The 22,786-nt window shown below is 36.3% G+C and carries 13 protein-coding genes and 1 rRNA gene; 5 read left to right on the forward strand and 9 right to left on the reverse strand.

Features of this window, described 5'->3' with window-relative positions:
* The 4 genes from ACFIMX_RS03930 to rrf form a co-directional block, all read left to right on the forward strand.
* On the forward strand, positions 1-2,332 hold a 2,332-nt coding region (locus ACFIMX_RS03930), incomplete at its 5' end, for an autotransporter outer membrane beta-barrel domain-containing protein (RefSeq protein WP_375639571.1).
* A gap of 140 nt (positions 2,333-2,472) precedes the next feature.
* Positions 2,473-4,503, forward strand: a complete 2,031-nt coding sequence (locus ACFIMX_RS03935; protein ID WP_375639570.1) for an autotransporter outer membrane beta-barrel domain-containing protein — start codon at positions 2,473-2,475, stop codon at positions 4,501-4,503.
* 136 nt (positions 4,504-4,639) lie between these two features.
* A complete protein-coding gene (locus ACFIMX_RS03940; RefSeq protein WP_375639568.1) occupies positions 4,640-7,774 on the forward strand; it encodes an autotransporter outer membrane beta-barrel domain-containing protein in 3,135 nt (1,044 codons plus the stop codon).
* A 1,349-nt stretch (positions 7,775-9,123) separates the two neighbouring features.
* Positions 9,124-9,238, forward strand: a 5S ribosomal RNA gene (gene rrf, locus ACFIMX_RS03945).
* A gap of 406 nt (positions 9,239-9,644) precedes the next feature.
* Here the strand turns inward: rrf and ACFIMX_RS03950 are convergent.
* The 7 genes from ACFIMX_RS03950 to parA all read right to left on the reverse strand — a co-directional run bounded on the left by ACFIMX_RS03950 (position 9,645) and on the right by parA (position 16,819).
* Positions 9,645-10,049 (reverse strand): flagellar protein FlgN, encoded by a 405-nt coding sequence (locus ACFIMX_RS03950; protein ID WP_375618265.1) that lies wholly within the window; start codon positions 10,047-10,049, stop codon positions 9,645-9,647.
* A gap of 2,681 nt (positions 10,050-12,730) precedes the next feature.
* Positions 12,731-12,964: a hypothetical protein gene (locus ACFIMX_RS03955; RefSeq protein WP_375618266.1), complete on the reverse strand. Its 234-nt coding sequence runs from the start codon at positions 12,962-12,964 to the stop codon at positions 12,731-12,733.
* 942 nt (positions 12,965-13,906) lie between these two features.
* The gene (locus ACFIMX_RS03960; RefSeq protein ID WP_375614687.1) at positions 13,907-14,125 is read right to left on the reverse strand and encodes an EexN family lipoprotein; all 219 of its coding nucleotides are present in this window, start codon (positions 14,123-14,125) and stop codon (positions 13,907-13,909) included.
* A 3-nt stretch (positions 14,126-14,128) separates the two neighbouring features.
* Complete coding sequence (locus ACFIMX_RS03965) at positions 14,129-14,398, reverse strand: EexN family lipoprotein (protein WP_375694060.1); 270 nt, start codon at positions 14,396-14,398, stop codon at positions 14,129-14,131.
* A gap of 188 nt (positions 14,399-14,586) precedes the next feature.
* Complete coding sequence (locus tag ACFIMX_RS03970) at positions 14,587-14,874, reverse strand: EexN family lipoprotein (protein WP_375639566.1); 288 nt, start codon at positions 14,872-14,874, stop codon at positions 14,587-14,589.
* 1,088 nt (positions 14,875-15,962) lie between these two features.
* Positions 15,963-16,193 carry a plasmid partition protein ParG gene (locus ACFIMX_RS03975; protein ID WP_375618268.1) on the reverse strand — a complete coding sequence of 77 codons (231 nt, stop codon included), beginning with the start codon at positions 16,191-16,193 and terminating at the stop codon, positions 15,963-15,965.
* A complete protein-coding gene (gene parA, locus ACFIMX_RS03980; protein ID WP_375618269.1) occupies positions 16,190-16,819 on the reverse strand; it encodes a ParA family partition ATPase in 630 nt (209 codons plus the stop codon). The genes ACFIMX_RS03975 and parA overlap by 4 nt, the downstream gene beginning before the upstream one ends.
* Before the next feature lie 998 nt (positions 16,820-17,817).
* Here parA and ACFIMX_RS03985 point away from each other — a divergent pair.
* Positions 17,818-18,147, forward strand: coding sequence for a TIGR01244 family sulfur transferase (locus tag ACFIMX_RS03985; protein ID WP_375613563.1), 330 nt, complete (start codon positions 17,818-17,820; stop codon positions 18,145-18,147).
* Between the two features lie 2,125 nt (positions 18,148-20,272).
* Here ACFIMX_RS03985 and ACFIMX_RS03990 read toward each other — a convergent pair.
* Together ACFIMX_RS03990 and ACFIMX_RS03995 are read right to left on the reverse strand one after the other, a co-directional pair.
* Entirely contained in the window at positions 20,273-21,274 is a 1,002-nt protein-coding gene (locus tag ACFIMX_RS03990) for a bifunctional riboflavin kinase/FAD synthetase (protein ID WP_375618270.1), read from the reverse strand.
* Entirely contained in the window at positions 21,274-22,119 is an 846-nt protein-coding gene (locus tag ACFIMX_RS03995) for a TIGR01459 family HAD-type hydrolase (RefSeq protein ID WP_375618271.1), read from the reverse strand. Before ACFIMX_RS03995 ends, ACFIMX_RS03990 begins: the two co-directional genes overlap by 1 nt.
* Between the last annotated feature and the right edge of the window lie 667 nt (positions 22,120-22,786).

The raw sequence follows: 22,786 nt of genomic DNA on the forward strand, positions 1-22,786 counted from the left end.
TTATAAGAAAAATTTTTTGTTATGTACAATTGCTGGAACTTTGATTTTTTCTCATTTCGGTTCAACTTATGCAAATACATCAGCTCCTACAATGGTTATGGCTCGTGCGGATAAAGCAGGAGAAGAAAAAACCTTTAATAACGTTTTTATCCGCAGCGCATATACAACAGTGGTTGCTGATGACAAAGCCTTTATCACCATTACAAATTCAACAATGCGTTCAGACTCAAATTTATTTACCGCAACAACAGGTGGGCGTATTCATGCTAAAAAAACTGTAGGAAAATCAAATTCCCGTGGTTTAGAAATTTCAAACGGCATCATCCATATTGAAGATTCAATCATAAATGTTTCCGGACATCACAAAAGTCGTGGTATCCTTTTTGATTACATCCCAAGTTCCCAAGTAAAAGAGGGCGAAAAAGTTATCAATAAAGCAATTCTTACCAACACAAAACTTCTTGTTGAAAATGGTATTGGTATTCTAGGACCAGATTATGCAAAATCTGTTGCTGAGGTAGAACTTAAAAGTTCAGAAATTCGTTCTGATATATTATTAAAAAATAAAATCCCAGAAAACTCAAAAGATATCGATCCTCGCACTTTTATATTAAGCGCTGACAATTCGATTATAGAAGGACGAGCAAAGACTTTACCTCAAAATACAACGATTTTTACTCTCAACAATAACAGCAAGTGGTCCCTAAAGATTAGTCAATTTGAAGTAGACAAAGAATTTGACAGCTCTAAAGGATACTTGCTCACTGATATTAAACAACGTGCACAGTCTATTGTCTCAGTATTGAACCTTAATAATAGTTCTATTATATTTAATGCGCCGCATAAACTAGCAGACAATCAGTATCAAACCTTGCATGTGGGAAAACAGCCAACAGCTGAAGCTGCGAAAACAGAGCAAAACAGAAGCTCTGATGCAACAACGGTTTACAATGCATTGGGCAACGCAAGGATTTACTTTAATACCGAATGGAGTAATGGTCTTGTAAAAGAACAACAAAAAACTGACCGTGTTCTCGTTCATGGTAATGTCTCAGGCACCACAACGATCTATTTCAACAATCTTTCAAAGCGTGCAAAACCATTCGATAATGATGAAGTTTCAATTCCTTTGAATGCGCGTGGTCTCTCACTTGTTCAGGTGTCTGGAAAAGCAGAGGAAGCCGCCTTCACGCTGGCAAATGGCTACACTACAATGGATGAATTGCCCTATAAATATGTATTAAATGGCTATGGACCAACATCCAGCCGTGGGAGAGCTGACAAACAGCAAAGTCTCTTGCAAGAAAGTGAAGAGTTTTGGGATTTCCGTCTACAAAATGCAACTCTTGATGATGAAGGAAAAATCAAAGCTCTTGTTCCTCAAATGGCAAGCTATTTGGTTATGCATAATGCAATATTCTCCTCTGGCTTGGCTGATATAAACAATCAAAATACACTGTTAGATAATATGCACTCAACAGTTTTTGGATTAGAAGGTCATAAACAAAAAGGGATATTTTTATCGACTTATGGCAACAAGATGACGTTATCTTCCAGCCGTAGTCCATTGGAATATGGTTATGGTGCTAATGTTCACTATGCTGCTATACAAGCAGGCATGACATTAACAACGTTAGAAAATCAAAATATAACCGCGAATCTTGGTCTTTTAGGCACATATGGAAAGCTCGCTTTTACGCCAAAGGACATGGAAGGTTCTGACAAAAGCATACTAGATAAATGGTCCTTTACGGCATATGGGAATCTCCACCATGACAATGGTCTCTATATTAATGCACTTTTCTCCTACGGCATTTTAAACGGACATATTACAACAGCCCTTATCGGCAACACCACAGAATTAAACAATACGGATACATTAAATATATCAGCTACCGTTGGACAAAAACTAGCAACTGGTGTTGAAGGGGTGTCTTTTGAACCACAAGCACAACTTATTTATCAACATATTGCCTTTGGCACTCTTTCAGATATTGATGGCTTCCAAGTTAATATAAAGCCCCCTCATCAATGGTTGGTCCGTATTGGAGGGCGTTTAACAAAAACAATACTTCCTATTGAAAAAGATCGTTTTCTTTCTTTTTATGGTAAATTGAATGTCATCAAAGCTTTTGGTGAGGAGCGCACTATCGATGTTATGGAATCTTTCCATCTCGATTCTATGGGCTCTTCCCTTGAAGGTGGACTTGGCATTAACGCGCAGCTTTCTAAAAATATTGCACTTCATGCTGACGTTAATTACCAACATAAACTTCAAAAAGCTGGGTTCTCTGGAATTAATTTTTCCGGAGGAATGCGTTATCGCTTTTAGAAATCTTAGCTCTCTATTTTGACGCATAAGCAGCGCTGAGATGAAAACAGTGCTGCTTAACTACATTACAAAAAACCGTAATGTGTCAAAAAGTGGTTCATTTTTAGCAAAACAAAGAAAATATCTTAAGGAACATCTCTATGCATAAGAATCTTTTGTTATGTACAGCCGCTTGTGCTTTATTTTTTTCTTCTTTTAACTTCACATCTACCAGCACCGCCTCTGCTCTAAGCCCCCAGGAACGCCATGCCATTGATTTAATAAACACACCAACACAAGCAGAAAAAAATCTTGAAAAGATAGCCTCTGGCGCCATGATGGAAGATAATTCGCACTTCAACCAAGCACTTGAAAATCATATGGATCGTGTAAGAAATACGATTAACAGCTCTTTTGCAGGTGCAGGTCGTTATAGTTCTGGTACACATATAAACGTGGTGAACCGCGAAATGGATAATATACGCACCCAAGCCATGGCAAACAAACACCATCTGGATATGCAACATATGATGAAAGCCAGAGCATACCTTGAACAATTACGTCAGAACCGATTAAAAACAAGAGAAAATTTATTACGTGGCTACGACAAAGCAGTTTCCGATGCCGTGCAAGCAGCAAAAATCCTTGATGCTGATAATCAACAGCGTGTTAATACCGCACGCCAACAATCGGTGAGCCAAGACAATCATAATTGGTTTGAACTGCAAAATAAAGCAGAAATATTACATAAAGCAGCACAAGTGGATAGTGCTTTACAAGGACAAAACAAGGAACTTTCCAATACTTTACGCAAAGCAGTAGCAGTATTAGAGACTTTGAACAACGATGGAATAACCAACGTGAAGAAAAAAGGAGAGACAACCTCTCCTGCATCTGAAAAGAATAAACAACCTCTTATTGACTCCAGCACAAGACAAAGACGCGCTAGTGATAAATTACCACCCGCTCATGTTCCTGCCCAACACAAGGACAGTTCATTCACAAGAACAGATCATGGAATGAGACAGCCTAAAATAAATGAAAATTCGCAATCTGATATTGATCCCCAAACAAACACCACTTCCTCAGCATCAAAAACAACTCTTAATACATCAGCAAAAGCGCATATGAATTTGCTCCCAAAGGTTGGAAATACTGCTACCGCGGCTACAGAGAGCACCTCTAAACTTACAGATGATGATAAAGCAACTGAAACTTCTACTTCTCTTAATGGGACAGCAAAAAGAACAATTCTTACACCACAAGAAGAAAGCTCTTTAGTCATGCCTATCGCGATGTTTGCTGTTGGGTTTAGTGATGTCAACAATCAAAATATCTTGTTAGACAATATGCAAATAACAATGTTTGAGCCCAAAGATCATCCAGAAAGAGGCGTTTTCTTATCCTCTTATGGCAATAAAAGCACGTTTTCTTCCAAGGTTCAAGCAGAACAAGATGGTGTTCAAGCAGATATTCGCTATGCTGCATTGCAAGCAGGAGCAACATTAATAGCGCTAAAAGATCAAAATATCAGCAGCAACTTTGGTCTTTTCGGAACATATGGGAAATTATCTTTTACTCCTAAAAACAAGGAGAGCTTTCAAAAAAATATGTTTGATAAATGGTCACTCACCGCATATGGAAATATTCAGCATGACAGTGGCATCTATGCAAGTGCATTTCTCTCTTATGGAATTTTCAAAGAAAATCACGCTACAGCTCTCATTAAACATACCTCAAAAGTGAAGAATAGTAAAACATTAGGAGCCGCTGCAACTGTTGGTCAAAAACTGTCAACCAGTTTGGAAGGTGTAATCCTAGAACCACAAGCACAACTTGTTTATCAACGTCTCATGCTTGGTTCTTTATCAGATAGGAGCTCTTTCTCAGATGACGATAACTCTAAAATAGACATAAGCAAACCTCATCAATGGTTGCTCCGTATTGGTGGACGTTTGACACAAAACAAAGGACATGCCCTTTCCTTCTACGGAAAACTGAACATGATCAAAACTTTTAGTGAAAACTTTTCGCTTGCTGCTATGGGATCTTTAATCGAAGGTGGTTTTGGTATTCAGGCGCACTTATCGCAAAATATAGAGCTTCATAGTGATATCAGCTATCAACATAAATTCAAAAAAGCTGGCATCTCTGCAATAAATATTGCCGCTGGAATGCGCTATCACTTTTAAAAATACTTGTATCCCTTATCTTGAAATACAAAGAGATCTCATTATGTTTCGTTTTGTCTCTTACAAAAGAGACATAATGAGGCCAAAGTTTTATTTTTTATGAGAGAGGGGAGAAATATTTTAGGAATACATCCATATGAAAAAAAGCTTCTTACTATACACAGTTTCTGGAGTTCTGTTTTGTTCTTCCACCAGTATGTCTTATGCTATTCATAGTACAAATCCATCAACAACGATAGATTCTTCTTCTCTACAACCTGCTCGTGTCAAGTCACAAATAAATCTATCCGGAGTTTTTGATCCGTATAAAGATCCATATGATGGAATCGGGCAAATTATGCCATCATATTCATATCCACCTTCAACATCTAGCTCTACAAGAACAATCATAACCCTTCCTCCTACAGGGAATGAAACTACAACGCCTACTTCTACAAGCACTCTACCTCCCAAAACACAACTTGAAGGAAATTCAGCTGGAAATATAATTTCTTCTTCAAAACAAAACTCTGATCTTGGTCAAGGAAGTACACAAACACCAAAGACTAAAGTTACAGAAGGTGTACAATCTAACCCTACAACACAAAACACTCTTACACAATCTCTAACGACAGAAATAGCTTCAACAACAGGAATGAAAGCAAAATCTAGAAGACGTTCAGGGGCGCCCTCCTCTTCTGCAGACTCTTCCAGCGAAAAAACACTATCGAATTCTGCTGTGTCTTCACAGCCAGAACCTACACAACCTTCACCGAATTTACAACCAACACTTACAAAGTCTGAACCTACAAGCACGGAACCTACAAAACCAACAACAGAGCAAATACCAACATCTAATGAACCAGAACTCGCACAACCAATATCTTTAAGAGTAGAAACTGAAAAACCAGCATTACTGGTACCACCAAAATCTGCAAAACCAGCGCCAGTGCAATCTTCATATGCACAAAAAATATCTGAAAAATCAGAGATTGAAAAAACAATATCACCAATAAAACAACCTGAAAAGTCTACACAAATTGAGGATATAAGCGCTGGAGTTGAAGCTAAAAACGGTGAGATCATAACGCTACATAATAAAAAAATTCAAGACAATAGTTTTGCTGTACATGCAGAGGGAAATAATTCAAAAGTCAATATGATAGGGGGAACAGTTGATGCGCGTTTTGTTGCACTAAGCGTATCAGATGGTGGAGAAATTGATGCTACAGGCATTACTGTAACAGCAGAAACAGCTGGTTTGGTAAACATGGAGGGCACAATCAAACTTAAGGATTCAAGCGTCCATGTCACGGGAAATTATGAAGCAGACGGTATTATTTTCCGCAACAATCCGTATAATGCCCCTAGAAAACGATATACACACAATGCTGAAAGGAACACCAATGCCGTTCAAGAACAAGATGTAGCCAATATTGCTGATAAAGTAACCTTAGAGAATACAAAGCTTTTCGTTGAACATGGTAACGGTATCAACCTTTATGGAACAGGCGTAAACGGGGAAGTCAACCTTAAAAATTCAGAAGCTCATGCCGATATTTTATTAAAAAATATCAAGAACGAAAGTGCCTCCACAAATACCATTACATTAGTTGCAGACCACTCTTCTTTAGAAGGTCGGGTAAGAACTTCTAAAGATAATAGAACAGTTTTTGATCTAAAAGAGAGGACGAAATGGCTTGTAAAGGCTAATAAAAATGCCACAAATAATGATAATATTTTAAATGACTATAGACAGTTTGGTGTTGATGAAAAATCATACTCTAATCTTTCTGAATTGCACCTTACAAACAGTGCCATTATGTTTGACAAGCCAATTGAGGGACATTATCAAACTCTGTTTATAGGACCTAATCTTTCGCAAGAAGACGAAACAACTCACACAGCAGCGGTTTATAGTACAGCCGGTCTTGCAGAGATTTATGTAAACACTCAATGGAATAAACATTCTCCTATCACGGAACAACAAACTGATCGCATTGTGATTAATGGTGATGTCTCAGGAAGTACTGTTGTTCACATCAATCTCCAAACCGATAGCTCTGCTGTTTGGGAAGAGAAGATGGCTTCACTTCCTTTAGAGACACATGGGATTTCAATCATTCAAGTTTCCGGACAAGCGAATGAAAATTCCTTCACGTTAGCAGGAAACTATATGACAATAGGGAAACAACCTTATAAATATGTACTCACAGGCTATAAGCCTGGAACATCTCATGAGAGCCAAAATCTTTTTGGCAAGAAGAATAGTGATTTCTGGGATTTCCGCTTACAAAATGCCTACATTGATAAGGATAAAAAAGTTCGAGCCCTTTTACCACAGGTAGCAAACTATTTAACCATATCTAATACTTTATTTTCTGCTGGATTTACTGATGTAAACAATCAAAACACGTTGTTAGACAATATGCGAACAACAGTATTTGGGGCAAAAGACAATAAAAAGAATGGTATCTTTTTCTCTTCCTACGGCGAGAAGGTCACCCTATCTTCCAACCGCGATCCACTGCACTATGGTTATGGTGCTGATGTAAACTATACTGCCTTACAATTAGGGGGCATATTAGCCGCCTTAGAAAGCAAAGACATAAGCGCACATTTTGGTCTTTTAGGAACGTACGGAAAGATTGCCTTTACGCCAAAAGAGATGCAAGATTCTGAAAAGACAACGCTTGATAAATGGTCACTTACCGCTTATAGCGGCATCCAGCATAGCAATGGTATATATGTCAACGCTCTTCTTTCTTACGGAACCTTAAAAGGAAATATTACCACAGCTCTTGTTGGGAATGCCGCAAAATTGGATGGTACCGAGATGCTTAATATATCTGCAACCATTGGTCAGAAATTAGCAACCGATACAAAAGGGCTTGTCTTTGAACCACAAGCTCAATTCATTTATCAAAATCTCATGTTTGATATTTTCTCAGATACCAATGGCTTAAAAGTAGACATGGGCAATCCACATCAATGGTTGATCCGTTTTGGTGGACGTTTAACAAAAACGATAATGGCTGTTGAAGAAAACAAAGCTGTTTCCTTCTATGGTAAAATGAATGTTATCAGAACTTTTGGCGATGGTAAAACAATAAAAATTGCTGATACCTTTCATGTTGATCCTACCGGCTCTTCAGTTGAGGGAGGCGTGGGGGTGAATGCATATCTTTCTCAAAATATCGTACTAAACGCCGATATCAGCTATCGGCAAAAACTGCAAAAAGCCGGTGTATCTGGCACCAATTTGTCTGGCGGAATACGTTATCGTTTCTAAAGCAGAAGTTAATTTTAACTTAAATAAAAAAGGCAGCACAAAGTGCTGCTTTTTTATTTAAATTTATATATTTTTTTAAATTCTCAACAATCATTATCACATCAAAGAAGATTTTGACTTATAATATTTCTTTTGCATATTGAATAAAAAACTGAATACCATAACATTCTCTCATCAAAATACCCCATGCATAAAATTTTATGTCTTATATTATCACCACACCTCAAGCGATGATATTTTTACAGCACAACAGAATAAGCATTCATGCGGATTTTAAAAAGTCAGCCCCTTCTTCGCTGTGGACGCTCCATTTATTTTAGATGATGTACATTTAATATACCTGCTATAAAGACTAGTATCTGGTATAAATTCTTAAAGGCATGTTTTTCCTCTAAAATCTCAATGCTACAGCAGCTCAATTATAAGACAAGATATTGATTTATAAAGATAATTCATTGTTTTCCATGTTAAATGAGAATCCAGAATATCGTCAGATTCTTTCATTTCAGACCTGTTCCATGTTGAATCAACAAAAACCATATCTCTTACAAGTGACAAGGGGGAAGAGCCATAGGGATAAAAAACTATTAAGAAAGGATTGAAAATGCCTCTAATGAACTATCTCAAGTGCCAAGGGCTGGAACAACATTGGGAGCAAACAAAGAATATGACAGTGTTGAAAAATATAACAATATCAACTTGCTCTTTTATTAAGTATAAAGATGGTCGTACCCTATAGATTTTATATTATTTCCATGAGAACTTTCTTATTATACCATTCACAAGCGCCGTTGCATCAAAGATGTCGTTGCGCCACCCCACAAACACCATCACGAAATAGACTTGAGAGCTTAGATATCTCTTTAAAACAAGGGCGTGAATTAGGAATAACAAATCCATTCTATTTTGAGTATTTTGTCGTGCATGAAGGACATGCACCCAGTAAAACACACAATAAAAAAAGCGTAAAACAATGCGTAATCTTCATTATTTAACAGATAGTGCTTTAGATACTTTTGAAAGACATAAAGCTAAATTAAAGGACGACGGTACAGAGAGACGCTGATTTCTACCCCTTTATTCTTTCCCAATGAGATTGCCTCCCCATTTCAAATATTACGCCAATAAAGGTATACGCAATATACTCGCTCAAATCTGGATGCTCTCTCAATCTGGCATACAAAAACTAAAACAACAGAATGAAATAATAAACCGCTTTAATTTTTGTCTCAAGCATATAGATTTAAACAACTAACCGCGTCATATCACCACACTTCAAAGGACAGTATTCCATGAGGCTGATAGGCAATATTCATCACATACTCTTCATCTTTCATGCTTTTTGCTGACTTGGTGGTTATGGCAGAGTGAACGCACCCGATCCCATCCCGAACTCGGCCGTGAAACACTCCAGCGCTGATAGTACTTTGCCTTAAGAAACGGAAGAATAAGTCGCCGCTAGGTCTGCTAAATGCATGCAAAAGACTCAATGTATAAACCTTACATTACCACACCCCCAAGGAAGCTGTTTTTAAGGCATCACAGGCTGGTCTAAATATTCTCTTGATCGCCTCCCCCTAAACTAAAAAATGAAGCTCCCTATTAACTCAGTCTGCAAACAATGCTCTGTAAATAATCCGCCTTCTCTGAGTTCTCTTCCAGCCAGCTTCTCACCGCATGCGGTTCACATCACGACACCTTAAAAGACATTGTTTTAAGAACAGCGTTTTACAGTACATCAGGATAATAATTTAAATACCAAAATGCGCTTAAAACAAGTCTACTCACTAAACGCACTATTTATCCAAATCAACTGCCCTACCTAATCATTGTCATTACTTAGAACAGCCCGTATTAATCAGATTTGAATTTATTCCTCTATTTCTTTTGCACGTCCAGATAGCTGTATAGCTCTAAAAAGATCATTAACTGCATTTAAATGTGTTTGAAGTAATTCACTATTACGCTGTAATTTTTCTTGTAAATCAGACAACAAACTTTCAACCTCATGCTCAATATCTTGATTCATATAGCGCTTCACATCACTCATGGATTTATTAAGATCACGCAAACCACGTATTTTACGCAAATTTATTTCTTCGTAATCTGGAACACCACTACTCTCTAGCATATTGCTTTCATAATCAACAACTTGAGCTAATCCTTTAACAGCAGCAACAAATTTTGTCATCGCCCAATCACGATCAATAAGGTTGTTATCAAGAACTTTTGCTTTTGCCGCAAAACTATCATCACCATATTGCACTACAGACATTTTTACTTCCCCTTCAACACTATTGTTCAATCTTACTTTCAAATGAGGGAGATTAAACAGGTTCTCTTCAATGCTGATACACTCAACCAAGCTCGTGGTGCAAACATTGCTCAAACAACAGCACGACAATCCTTCAAAGCGTATACCACTTCAACTTTCAACGCGTTCTCTCAAATATTTTTCTTGCTTTGCTCCAAAACCATCATTGCGGCTATACTAATCCATAAAAACGCTATAAACTTAAACCTTACAGCAATATCAAAACTTCCATATTTGCTCTGTCTATTTCGCCTTACCGATTTTATCACGAGCTCATCTTCAACAGAAAATAACAATGCTCTCACGAGAACTTCAGCCACAAAAACTACCTGCCGACAAAAAAACGCAGCCTATCTTGCAGCATATTAAAGACTTAAGCCCATGAAAAATTTCAGCATTTTACCGATAGCAGCATTTTACCCTCCATAACCTTATGGCTCTCTCTGCACTAAAACCTGTATACCTTCTGGCGCCCCATAAGATGGCACCAGACAAGACCAGTTCGCACCCATTCAAAAGGATACCCCCTCTCCCATGCTCTTTCTGCACACATGCAGTATTTCGCATAAAACACAAAAAGAATGCTCTTTTGAACAGATCAGCCACACAGCAATATAAAAAGACATCTTAAAATAGCTAAACAGCCATCAATCTTCCTTTTTTAAATTATCATTCGCTTTTCTTTGCAATGAACGACTATATAAGATTTTTTGAACCTTTTCAAGAGTTTCTTAGCCAATCAGTTCGATACGTCTTCAATCGCATATTCACGCGCTTGTTTTAAAGAAATATCTCTTAAGTGCACCCAAGCCTATTTCGCGCCGCGGCCCATAAATGCATGAATGATATAATGATAAATCTCCCATGACATGTATAAAATCCATTGAGCATTTTCCATCTTTACGCTTAATAAAAGAAACAAGCCAGCACCATCATATATTTTGCTACCCCCTTATGTTCTGATACTCTTGACACTTGAGACGGTTCATAAAAGCATGCCTTTCTTGTACAATTTCTCTGCACATAGGAGCTCCCTTCTTGTAACTGCAAAAGACATTGTTTTAGTTAATTCACCGCGAAACAGATTTGGAATGAAAAAAATTCCAATATTCAGGGCTCTAATTCAAGTTGAATAACAATAGATTATCATTATAAATCAAAATATTATCCAATGCATAATGCTTAACGCTCCCCCCATTGATATTTTCAGAATTTTCACAGCATCTTCTTACAGATTATTTCATTCCATAACACAGTTTGCTCTTAATATCGCGACTTTACCTGCGCTACTAGTATAAAAACAGAGAAACAATCATTTTATAATCAAGGTACAATTTTTGTTTACGATCTTTCTCTCGTTTTCAACCTTTTAAATGCGGCTCTTCTCTTTCATAATCATCACATTTCAAATCTATTCCATGTTGAATAAATTAAAATCACTTGCTTGCACATCACAAACAACGCCCTGATGTGTTGATAAAATACGCTGAAAGAAAAAGTCCTCTTATGAACCTTAGCAAATGCCAAGAACTATAATAAACATTGGAAGCAAGCGTACGATGATCGTGACTTGCTCTTTCATAAGTATAAAGATGATAGCATTTTATAGATTTTTATATTATTCAAAGTTTATATTATTTCACGAGAGCTTTACTGTTATACTATTCACATTTACCGTTATACCATTTACGAGTGTCATCGTAAAATGTCTTTCGTGTGCGTTGAGAGATATTTCTCTAAAACAAGTACATAAATATGCAATACAAATATACTAATATACAACATAAGTATATTTCGTTTGGAGCGTTCTTTACTTTTGTGCAAAACATACCCCATTAGAGCAGCATTAACCAATCTTGCTATGAGATAAACGATCAGAAAACATTTTTGTCTTCCGCCGCTCACCTTAAAGGACTAAGATCTTAACTCAATCAGCTCTGTACGCAGTCCGAATTTTTGTCAAACGATCTTCTCCTGACTTTCCCCTCATCTGATTCACTTAAACGAAAGGCTCAACAAATAAACCTACGAATATTCATCGTACACTAAAAAATACTTAAACGTTCCAAGAAAACTTATATGTCTTATATTACCGTTATAAATGACAGTGCTTTATAGCATAACAGGATAAAAAAGTTTCCAGCAACACAAAACTTACAAAATCAATCAATAGTCCTTTTAAAGCTTTCTTTTTTAGGATTCACAATACTCCAACTCCTTAAGCTTTTATAAAAAAAGGAACGATTTTAAGCTTGCCGAATATATTGTATCAGCAATATATTACAGATTGTAACATATTGTTATTCATAAAATCACCTCAAAAAGAACAGAAAGAGGTTTTTATGGCTGATCTCGTAAAAGCCGCTATGCTTTATTCAACCTTGATTATCACCATCAATGCTTTTGTTGTTATTTTAGTTCTCGTAATAGAAATATACTAAGCATACTCTCTTGGCTTATTGTAATCTGCGCAAATAAGCATCTTAATTTCACATAAGATCAAAGAAAAATTTTAATTCTACAGATAAACCACACACTCAATTTCAAACATCGCTTGCAACTATTTGAGGTGTAAACTCTGCTTTTTGTATGCATTTTTAACCATCATTGTCCATCTTTTCACGCTATCTTGAATCTCAACTTCATTCCCAGCTTAAAAAACGAAATTTTCTACCAGATCCAATCTGTAAATAATTTGTCTCCTTATTGAGTAAGTTCCTTTTGCTTCCCCCTTCAGGGCATCTCACAATCCTAAAGGATAATATTTCATGAAGCTTATGATAAATCCATTGAACACCATCTTTACCCTTATGAGAGAATAAACCAGCAGCATCACACACTTTTCCAGCCCCAAATGTTGCAATAACCTTTAGCACTTGAGATCGTTTATAAGAGGCATTTTTACTTCTTTCTCCAACAGTTTTTATCTACACGGCGCTCCCCGCTTGTACCATGCAAGAAGATGGTTTTAATTAATTCAACCGAAAACAGATTTGGAATAAGAGAAGCTTACTATATTCGAGATCCTTATTCAGCATAAAATAATTAAATCATTTTTATAAATCAAAGTGTTATTTAGAAAAATATTCATCACACACTCGAGAACAAAAAACATCTCATACGTAAAGTTTTATATGAGCTCCACCGCTCAACATGATAATATCACGACACAATTAAGATAAAAAAATAACAAGGAAAACCCTTGTAAACTCAGAAAAGAGAGAGGAGAAAAATGAAAAGATGTGGAGAGCGCTCAATTCCTCACACATCCGGCAAAACCGTCCTAGCAAAACTGTCTCACAACTTAACTAATGTTATAATATTCTCAAATCAAAAGAAATTTTTTAAAAATAGTTTGAGAAAAACATTTGAGTATGAAACGATAATAATTCTATTCAGAATGTTTTTCTCTTTATTAAAACAGAGAAAGTAATTTCCAAACAAATGTTTCCTCCTAATTTTTCCGAAATTAGCCGCAACACTTAAAGACGATCTTAGTGTAATGAAACATTTTTTTGTGATAAACGCAAAAAAAACACCCCAAAGATAGATTTAATCTCAATATTTTAAACACATGTAACCAAAACATTAAAAAATTAGTAGTAACACATAACAACTCATTGGGAGGCAATACTATCTACAATTGAAAGCACTTTTGGGCTTAACAATGACAGTATAGCATCCGTTTACACAAAGAGTACTGATCGTAAACGACTAATTCTTGAAGCCATAAAAGGACTCTCTAAAAGTTAGAGAGAGCCTAAAAACGTAATATAATCAATAACTAAACAATTCCTTATTTATTGAATTGTATGTTTTTAATTAATGCCAAACATCAGTTCCATATATGCTTGTCTGGCATGTTGGCAATTTTTAGATTTCTCCATAGAAGATTGATCCAGCTTTTCACATTTTTTTGCCCACTCTTCGAGTAATGTTTTATCTTTCTTAAATTCCGCTACGCTGTAGTTTTTTTCGCAACCAGCAACAACAAGTCCAGTACAAACCAGTAATGCTGTAATAATGACTTTATTCATGATTTAATTCCCTTCCTTTTTCTCTTCAGTTTTTTTCTCGTCATCATGTACAAAGCTTGAACCAGGCCAATCTCGGGCATGAACTTCACGATACGCTTTATCTGCGTTTTTACAATTTTGAGAATCTAAATCCTCTGATATCATGCATTTCATTGCCCATTGCTCGAGTAATTTGGGATCCTTCTTAAATTCCGCTACGCTATAAGTTTTTTCACAACCAGAAACGACAAGTCCAGTACAAACCAGCAATGCTGTAATAATGGCTTTATTCATCAATAAAATTCCCCTTTTTTCAAATTTACAAAGTTTAGGACACAATTTAGCACCCGATTAAAATTGTACATTCGGTTCATTGTGCATTTTCAAAAATTTTAAAATCCACTTCTGTACGCGATTTTTCCCAATCTATGATGATAAATCGCGTACAAAGAAAAATACTGCTATCAATATATTTTTATGATTTAATTATTGTCCTGCTGTTTTTCAGTTTCATTCCCCTTTTTGCTACTTTCACGAAGTTCCTTTGCAAGATTTCTATAATGCTCTTGAAAAAGTTCCATATCGGCTTGCATGACATTTTGACAATTCTTGGTTGCAAAAGCAGAGGGACCTATTTTATCGCATTTCTTTCCCCATTCTTGCATCAATTTTTTATCTTTCTTAAACTCTGCTACGCTATAAGTTTTTTCACAACCAGAAACGACAAGTCCCACGCAAAGCAGTAGCGCTGTTATAATGATCTTGTTCATGATTTAACCCCTCTCTTTGTTTTATATTTTATTAACAATATCTTTGGGTTCACATCCCCTCCTATATTGTGACCTTGCGTCTAATTTTCCTTTGCAAATACGTACACTTCCAACGCAAACATGTTAAATCATAAGAGCCTCTTTCATTTATCAGACTTGCATTTGTAACATTATCTGCACGGCAGCTCTTTGTATTTGAAGTGTTAAAACTTCAGTAAAAATTCTGATATCTTGACATTCTCAAAAAGCTTTTTAATCATTTCTTTTCCTTCAAGAACCTCTTAGTAACGAGAAACAGTACGAATATCTTACCCAAAATTCGTTATGCCTATACCCATTGCAAATTCTCTGCAAACGAAAGAATACAGCTTTTAGTCAACTAATTGCACTCTTATCATTTCTAAACCACCGGAAAAGAAAGAAAGCTTTAAGTCTCCCTGCACTTTTTAAAAGCCAATAGAAATGCTAAACAAGCAATCTTATACATTCCAATTGAAGAAAAAAACCTATTGTCTTGCATATCATTACGACTGACATTAACTATTTAAGACTATAAAATCATATAAATGTAAGAAATATTGTCTATAGTATACTCAATTACTTCTTTTGTTTATTAGGAAAAATTATAGCGCGTCAATATCAGTAAATTTTACTTATTTTTATCCCCCCTTTATAAACATGAATATAATTTAATAAAATGGATTGCTGCATAACAGAAAAAAATAATCAACGCTACTCTTAATTACATTATTTACCTATGTATTAAGTAAAATAAACAAAAATAACCTGATGTTTAAAATCATTATCAAGATAATTTTTATGGAAGAATAAACTTATCTATTCATCTAGAGATATAAAATGACAAATAGTATGATGATTATCACATTTATAGGGAAAAGTTTGAAATGGAGAATTTTTCGCAAACTCATAGCTCTTTCATGAGATGATACAGAACCTTATGAAAAACAACTTAAATGAAACAACTATCGTGAAAAAAGAAGAGCGCTTTTATTATTAACTTCGTATAAAAACAATCGATATCATCTCTAGAAAAAGCACTCAAACCAACGAAATTATCGTATCATTTTTTACACTTTTCCGTATTTTTGTGAAAGCAATTCGCGGACCTCATCAGCTATTTTAGTTCCACGACTTGCACAACTGACCTTAATCAACCGATGCAAACTTTCTGGTACATCAATCGTGAGGCGCTTCATACCTCCACTCATGCTCCCTTTGTGGCTTCCTACCCATGCATCCGCTGTTAAAGGAATTGATTTATTCGTTGGTTTTGTGCCGATTTTAATTTTTTTATTCATCGCGCTAACTCCTTGATTTCCGCTGCAACCGCTTCAATCTCTGCTGCTGCTGGTCCTTGCTTATCAACTTCATAAACCGCCTTCCCCTGTGCTGCTGCTTCTGCAAAAATCACACGCTGCGCAACGCTAGAAGAAAGAACATGCACGGGGTATATGCCAAGAGCTTCGTTCACATCACGCCCTATCGCTGTATTGACGATTTTACGATTAATGACAAAAGCAGATTTAAGATTTTCTTTATAAACACGTGCTTCGTCAATCAGCTTTACAATTCCATCCGCTGCCCAAATATCATAGGGACTAGGCAAAACAGGTATAAGCACCAAATCCGAAGCCATAAGAGCACTACGAGCAAGATCAGTTACACGCGGAGGGCCATCGATAATAATATGATCATAACCATGACCAATCTGTGTAATCTCTTTGTGAACCGTTGCGCGCGGTAAACCAATAACCGAAAACAAAGGTGCATCTTCACGCACAGCAGCCCAATCCAATGCGCTTCCCTGTGGATCAACATCAATAAGCAATACCCGTGCACCGGTCCGAGCAAAACTGGCCGCAAGATTAACACTCAATGTCGTTTTTCCGACACCTCCCTTTTGATTCAAAAATCCAATGATCATTTATTACGCCTTTCAGCATTATCGTTTTTACGATTATACAGAAAGTAATAAAAGAAACAAGCATCCAATACGTGCAAAATAACCATTTCTCCCATTTTCAGGATAAATAACAATAGCCCGCAATTTATTATAATATTCTTTTAACATGAGCAAAACATTATGAAGATGATATTCTTGAAAATAACAAAAATAAATCTAAACAAAAGACACGCTCTTCTTCTCCCGCCCTAAAACGAAGATTCTTAAATCCATGTCGATCTGTGAACAATGCTATGTAAATGATCCAGTTTCTTATCTCGCGCCTGCCATTTGGGCTTCTCCCTTCATGCAATCCACTTAATGCAACTCTACAAATAAGCTCCACTCTGAATATACAACAAACTATAAGAAGCATTCATTGTTTTGCACGTTGAATGAGAGAGCCGAAATCAGGAAGATTCTCTCATTTCATGCCTCTTATATTAAATTAATCAAAATCATATCTCTTGTACGTACAAGCAGGGCTGGCTTGTGGGTAAAAACTGTACAAGAAAGGATTTAAAATGCTTCTTATGCAGAATCTCAAGTACCAAGAACTATTACAATATTGGGGGTTGGCAAATATAATAATGGTGCCGACTTCCTTCTTCATAAGTGTAAAAAGGGTGGTGGTCCATGAATTTTATACTCTTTAACGCTCGACAGAGTAAAATGGGCTTAAGAAAAGTAAGGATACCTCTAGCAAGCGTGTAAACAAACAACACAATGAAATATCTATGCTGAGTAAACACTATAGATTATCCATAAAGACCAAACATCCGTCTTTTATAAGATCGCATAACGAACATGTTGCGGAATGAGATATTTTGCATCTTACAGCTCATTTTTCCCAAATAGATCTTCTCGACAAAAAGAATATTTTTGTTAAGATGCCACTGAAAAACTTACCTTCATTATGTTCTTTCTATATACTAGACCAGAGGGTATCGTGAAGATCGTGCAATTGGGAATAAACAAAAATGAATTTACAACAAATTGAACCTGATATTTTTATCAGCGCCCAAATTAGCATAGAAAATATCAAAACATTGGCACAAGCTGGTTTTAAAACAATTATCTGTAACCGCCCCGATCACGAAGAGCTCCATCAACCTGACTTTTCTAGCATTAAAACGGTCGCAAATGAATATGGCATAAAAGCCTATCACATTCCCATTTCTCCTCCAACTATAGAAAAGTCAGCTGTTGAAGCCATGCAAACAATTTTAAAAACAGCCTCTCTGCCTCTTCTTGCCTATTGTCATCACGGATCACGCTCGCTGCATCTTTATCGTTTAGCGCGTCTTTAAACAGAGGGCTCGCACACTTCCTCCGCACCTTAAAAGACGAAAATTCTTAAATACACATCGATTTGTAAAAAACAATCTGTCAATAATCTTTGTCTTGCGCCTCCCTTGGCTTGCCACTTCATAAAACTCTACAAGCAAGCTTTGCTCCTCAATATACAACGAGCATACACACCCGAAGCCATAAAAATGCGTGAAAATTCATATGATGATCAAAAAATTTATTTTTACCCCACCTTTTATCACTGCTCCACTTTCTTTTTCTCTTCCTTTACCAATACGAGCTAATTCGTACGCCACAGACACCTAAAACGACAGTAAAACCACTAAGAAAACCCCATATTCCGAATAAAAGGTATGCAGAGTATTTTATAAAAAAAGCCGTAAGCCATAATCTATGGTTAACTACAACATATTGATTTATAACAATTAATTGTTTTGCACGTTGAGTGAGAAATCCTAATACCGTAAGATTCTCTCAAGTCTATTTATAGTGAAGCAATCAAAAGCGTGTTTCTTGCATGTCACAAGCAGGAAGTATTCGTGTGAAATAAAACGAGTTAAGAACAAACTCTCATAAACGCTCTCAAATAGCCAAGACTGTACAACACTGAAGGCTTGTCAATATAACTGGTGGTGTCATAACTGGTGGTGTCGGATTGCTCTTTTATTAGGCATAAAGATGATAGCGCTCAACGAAACTTGCATGATACCATTCATGAGAGCCATCATGAAAATAAATATGAGAAGCGTTGAGAGATATTTCTTTAAAAGAAGTGCATAAATTAGCAAAACAAGGATATTCCAGCATTTTATTTTACCTGTGGGATCTGATATCCTATTCAAAGAACAACAAAAGCCTGAAACTGTTATTTTCATGATTTAAGAGATATTGCTCTGGACGCTTTTGAAAGTAGCAAAGCCGAATTTAAAAAAGACAGTCATCTGGACTGATTTTTCCCTTGATAACTTCATATTTTCCCCAATAAGGCTGCAGATTGATTTCAGAGAATACGCAAATGGATAATGCAATAGGGCTCTCCTCATCTAGCATACAAAAGCTGTAACAGTAGAGAGAGCATTAAAGCGCCTTAATCTTTATCTCAAACATACTGCTCACATTGAGGAACACTAAAGAAAAAGTTTTATGAGAAAAACAACACCATAAAGTCATGAATAGGTCGAACATAGATTGGAAAGATGTTCTAACTTTTATCCAATACTTCTATCAAAAAACAACAAAACATTATTGGCTTTGTGTTTTTATATCCTTACAAGACTATATTTCCTTTGCATTATAGGCGTTACATTTGTGAAGGACAAAGGAGATATATGGATAGTTCTTAGCTTGAGAATCTAAAAGATTGAAGTGTTACGACAAAAAAATTGTGCCTTTATCCATCAAAAGCATTAGAAATTTTGAAACAAATACACCTGCTTTCTCGCAATGATTTCTTTTTATCTGCAATCAATCGCAGTCTCCTTAATATGCATTCCCCATCACAATATACAAGAAAAAGGAGACTTAAAGCATCTTCCAGCAGCTTCATTCTCTTTTACGTGATTGGTTAGCACGAAAACTGCTGCTAACCACTGATCTTCTTCACGAGACTTGACAAACAAACCTTTTTTAAAAATATTCATCACATAATACAAAATATCACATGCGTAAGGTTACACAAACCAACTCTCATCATAAACGATGATAAGGCATAAATGATATAATAAAACAAATTAGAAAGAAGAAACAATAAACTTTTAAAATAAAAAAAGTCATCAATTAAATTTTATCAAACTATAAGCTTAAAATCGCAAGAAATTTTAAAAACAGCCTTTCTCCCTCTTCACGTCTATTATTGCTAAATAGGCTGGGTGCTTATTCTTTACTGCATCTTTTATGATGAGTTTTAACGGATCAGAAAGAAACAAGCAGTAAAGTTTTGAATGACAACAAAAACCATAAAGTTAACTTTGAAAAAAATGATGCCAAAATCAGATCTTCAGATATTCGATTCTCCCTCTCAACAACGGAAAAAACATATATTCCACGATGTTTTGGAATATATCTTTGTGATTATAATCACTTTAAGTGCTATTTTTACGGCTCTTCTCTCTTTTTCAGATCAGTTTAGGACATATTTTTAAAAGTAAGCAGCCTATCCAACTTTGATAATGGTTGTACTGTCTTTAAAATTTCTTTTGCTTTCTTTTCATCACGATGCATTTGCGCAATCAAAGGTTCAAGTCCATCAAATTTTTCTTGTCCTCGCAAAAACTGGAAAAAAGAAACGGTACAGCTTTCCCCATAAAGGTCGTCGTTAAAGTCAAACAAATAGGTTTCCAAAAGGGGCGCCCCATCCTTAACAACCGTTGGACGACAACCAAAGCTTGCAACACCATCATACAAAACACCGTTCGCACGACGCAAACGTACCGCATAAACACCATGAGCCAAACGAACTTGGGGAGGCAACATTTGATTAGCGGTAGGAAATCCCAAAAGACGTCCAAGTTTTTCACCTTGAATAATATTGGAGCGTATCCGATAGTGATACCCTAACAAATGGGCTGCTTTGTCCACTTCCCCTTGTGAGAGAAGTTGCCGAATAAAACTCGAGGAAATGATCAAAGATTGTGACTCTTGAGGACGAGCAACACAAGGAACTTGCACAACCTCAAACCCATATTTCTCTCCCCTTTGGCAAAGAAGATGTACATTTCCACTTTTCTGATGACCAAATTGAAAATTTTCGCCTGTCACCACAACTGAAACATCAAAAACTTCCTTTAAAAACGACTTAATAAATTCGTCCGCTGAAAGAGCGGCAAACTGTGCATCAAAGGGCTGTTCAATCACGCCGTCAAAACCAAGGGTTTTAAAAATTTCAGCTTTTTCAGCTGCCTCTGTCAAACGATAGACAGGAGCTGAATGTTGAAAAAAACTTCTTGGATGGGGTTCAAAAGTTAAAACAACAGCTGGTTTCTTTTTTATACGCGCGAAATCAAGTGCTTTTTGCAACACCACCTGATGCCCACAATGAACACCATCAAAATTTCCAAGTGCCAACACTGCTCCCCGCCAAGCCGAGGGAAACATATGAATTCCCTGAAGACGCAAAAAATTAGTCATTACTGAAGTGCCCACATGATTGCTTGTGGTTTATAACCATGATGTTCAAGAAAAGAATGCAAAGCTTGCTTATCAACCACACCCTTTTGCGTATAATCATAATGATGAATCCCCCCCATAATATAAAGGGCATCAAGACCAAAGTGAGCCGCCCCCTTAATATCCGTTAAAAGACCATCACCAATAGCTAAAACTTGACTTTTTTCTACTGTTCCCCGTATTTTTTGAAGTTCTTCAAAGGCACATTCATAAATAGGCGCGTGAGGTTTTCCAGCAATGCGCACTTCCCCCCCTAATTGTTGATAAAGACGAGCCAATGCACCAGCGCACCAAAATTCTTTATTTCCATAATGGACAATCACATCTGGGTTCGCACAAATAAAAGGTAAATTCCGCGACCGCATGCGACAAAACATCTCCTCATAAGCAGAGGGTTCTTCGTCAAAATCTTCAAGAAAACCGCTACAGACGACAACAGAAGCCTCCCATTCTTCAACAAATTCACACTCTAACCCTTCAAACAGCACCAAATCACGTTGTGAACCAATGAAAAAAACTTTACGTGGAGCAGTCTGAATGAGATCGCGTGTTACATCCCCTGAAGTGATAATGGCATCATAATAGTTGCTATGAACATTCATGCTTTGTAATTGAGCAGCAACATCTTCCCGTAGCCGAGGAGAATTGGTTAATAAAATGACAGTTTTTCCCATTTGTCGGATTTTATACAACGCCTTCAACGCTGGTTCAAATGCATGTACACCGTTATGCACAACACCCCACACATCACAAAAAACAGCATCATAATGCGCTATAATAGTCTCAATATGGGTAAGTTCATTCATGGAGCACCTATCTCTTTTGTCATTTAAAGCTGTCTTTTACTTCAAAACTACTTACCGAAAGATAATACTTGTGTCATCTGCTTTCTCAAACCATATCCCAATTTTTTATCGTCTATAGAGATCATAAGAAATGATAAAATAACTAAGTTATCATTAAGTTGTGCAAAATTCTAAAATGCTTGATAGCAAAAGCTTATCATTCCCCAATGTTCATTTTTCTCATAAAAATTTTAATTCTAACAACAACGACGTTGATAGAGTTTTTTATCTAAAATACTCAAATTCTTCACTGAAAAAATAAACGTATCCCCCTCTTAAAAACATGCATCATGAGAAAGACCAATATATTTTCTCATTTCAAATTTGTTTATATTGAATCAATAAAAACCTATTCGCTTACACATTATAAGCAGAGAGCGTACAGATAAAAACACGTGAAGAAAGAAAAAATAGCTCTTATGCTCCCTTTCAAAGCAAAAACTGTCGTAATATTTTGAACTGGCAGAGAGTATGTGCCGTCCGAGCATCTTTTTTTCAGTAAAGATAGCAATATAGCTTTTATCCCATTCATAGAGGCTTTTACGCTACATACTTTACGAAGCACCATTGTAAAATAGGCGCTAACATTGAGAAATATCTTCTAAAACAAACATGTGAATATACAACA

The organism is Bartonella sp. AD24XZML, from assembly GCF_042196485.1.
Lineage (GTDB): Bacteria > Pseudomonadota > Alphaproteobacteria > Rhizobiales > Rhizobiaceae > Bartonella.

What these genes read in the sequence shown, in the direction of transcription:
- ACFIMX_RS03960 (WP_375614687.1), bottom strand. Translation starts at nt 14,125, where the DNA reads ATGAATAAAGTCATTATTACAGCATTACTGGTTTGTACTGGACTTGTT.
- ACFIMX_RS03950 (WP_375618265.1), bottom strand. Translation starts at nt 10,049, where the DNA reads ATGTCTGTAGTGCAATATGGTGATGATAGTTTTGCGGCAAAAGCAAAA.
- ACFIMX_RS03935 (WP_375639570.1), top strand. Translation starts at nt 2,473, where the DNA reads ATGCATAAGAATCTTTTGTTATGTACAGCCGCTTGTGCTTTATTTTTT.
- ACFIMX_RS03940 (WP_375639568.1), top strand. Translation starts at nt 4,640, where the DNA reads ATGAAAAAAAGCTTCTTACTATACACAGTTTCTGGAGTTCTGTTTTGT.
- ACFIMX_RS03990 (WP_375618270.1), bottom strand. Translation starts at nt 21,274, where the DNA reads ATGACTAATTTTTTGCGTCTTCAGGGAATTCATATGTTTCCCTCGGCT.
- ACFIMX_RS03985 (WP_375613563.1), top strand. Translation starts at nt 17,818, where the DNA reads ATGAATTTACAACAAATTGAACCTGATATTTTTATCAGCGCCCAAATT.
- ACFIMX_RS03970 (WP_375639566.1), bottom strand. Translation starts at nt 14,874, where the DNA reads ATGAACAAGATCATTATAACAGCGCTACTGCTTTGCGTGGGACTTGTC.
- ACFIMX_RS03965 (WP_375694060.1), bottom strand. Translation starts at nt 14,398, where the DNA reads ATGAATAAAGCCATTATTACAGCATTGCTGGTTTGTACTGGACTTGTC.
- ACFIMX_RS03975 (WP_375618268.1), bottom strand. Translation starts at nt 16,193, where the DNA reads ATGAATAAAAAAATTAAAATCGGCACAAAACCAACGAATAAATCAATT.
- parA (WP_375618269.1), bottom strand. Translation starts at nt 16,819, where the DNA reads ATGATCATTGGATTTTTGAATCAAAAGGGAGGTGTCGGAAAAACGACA.
- ACFIMX_RS03995 (WP_375618271.1), bottom strand. Translation starts at nt 22,119, where the DNA reads ATGAATGAACTTACCCATATTGAGACTATTATAGCGCATTATGATGCT.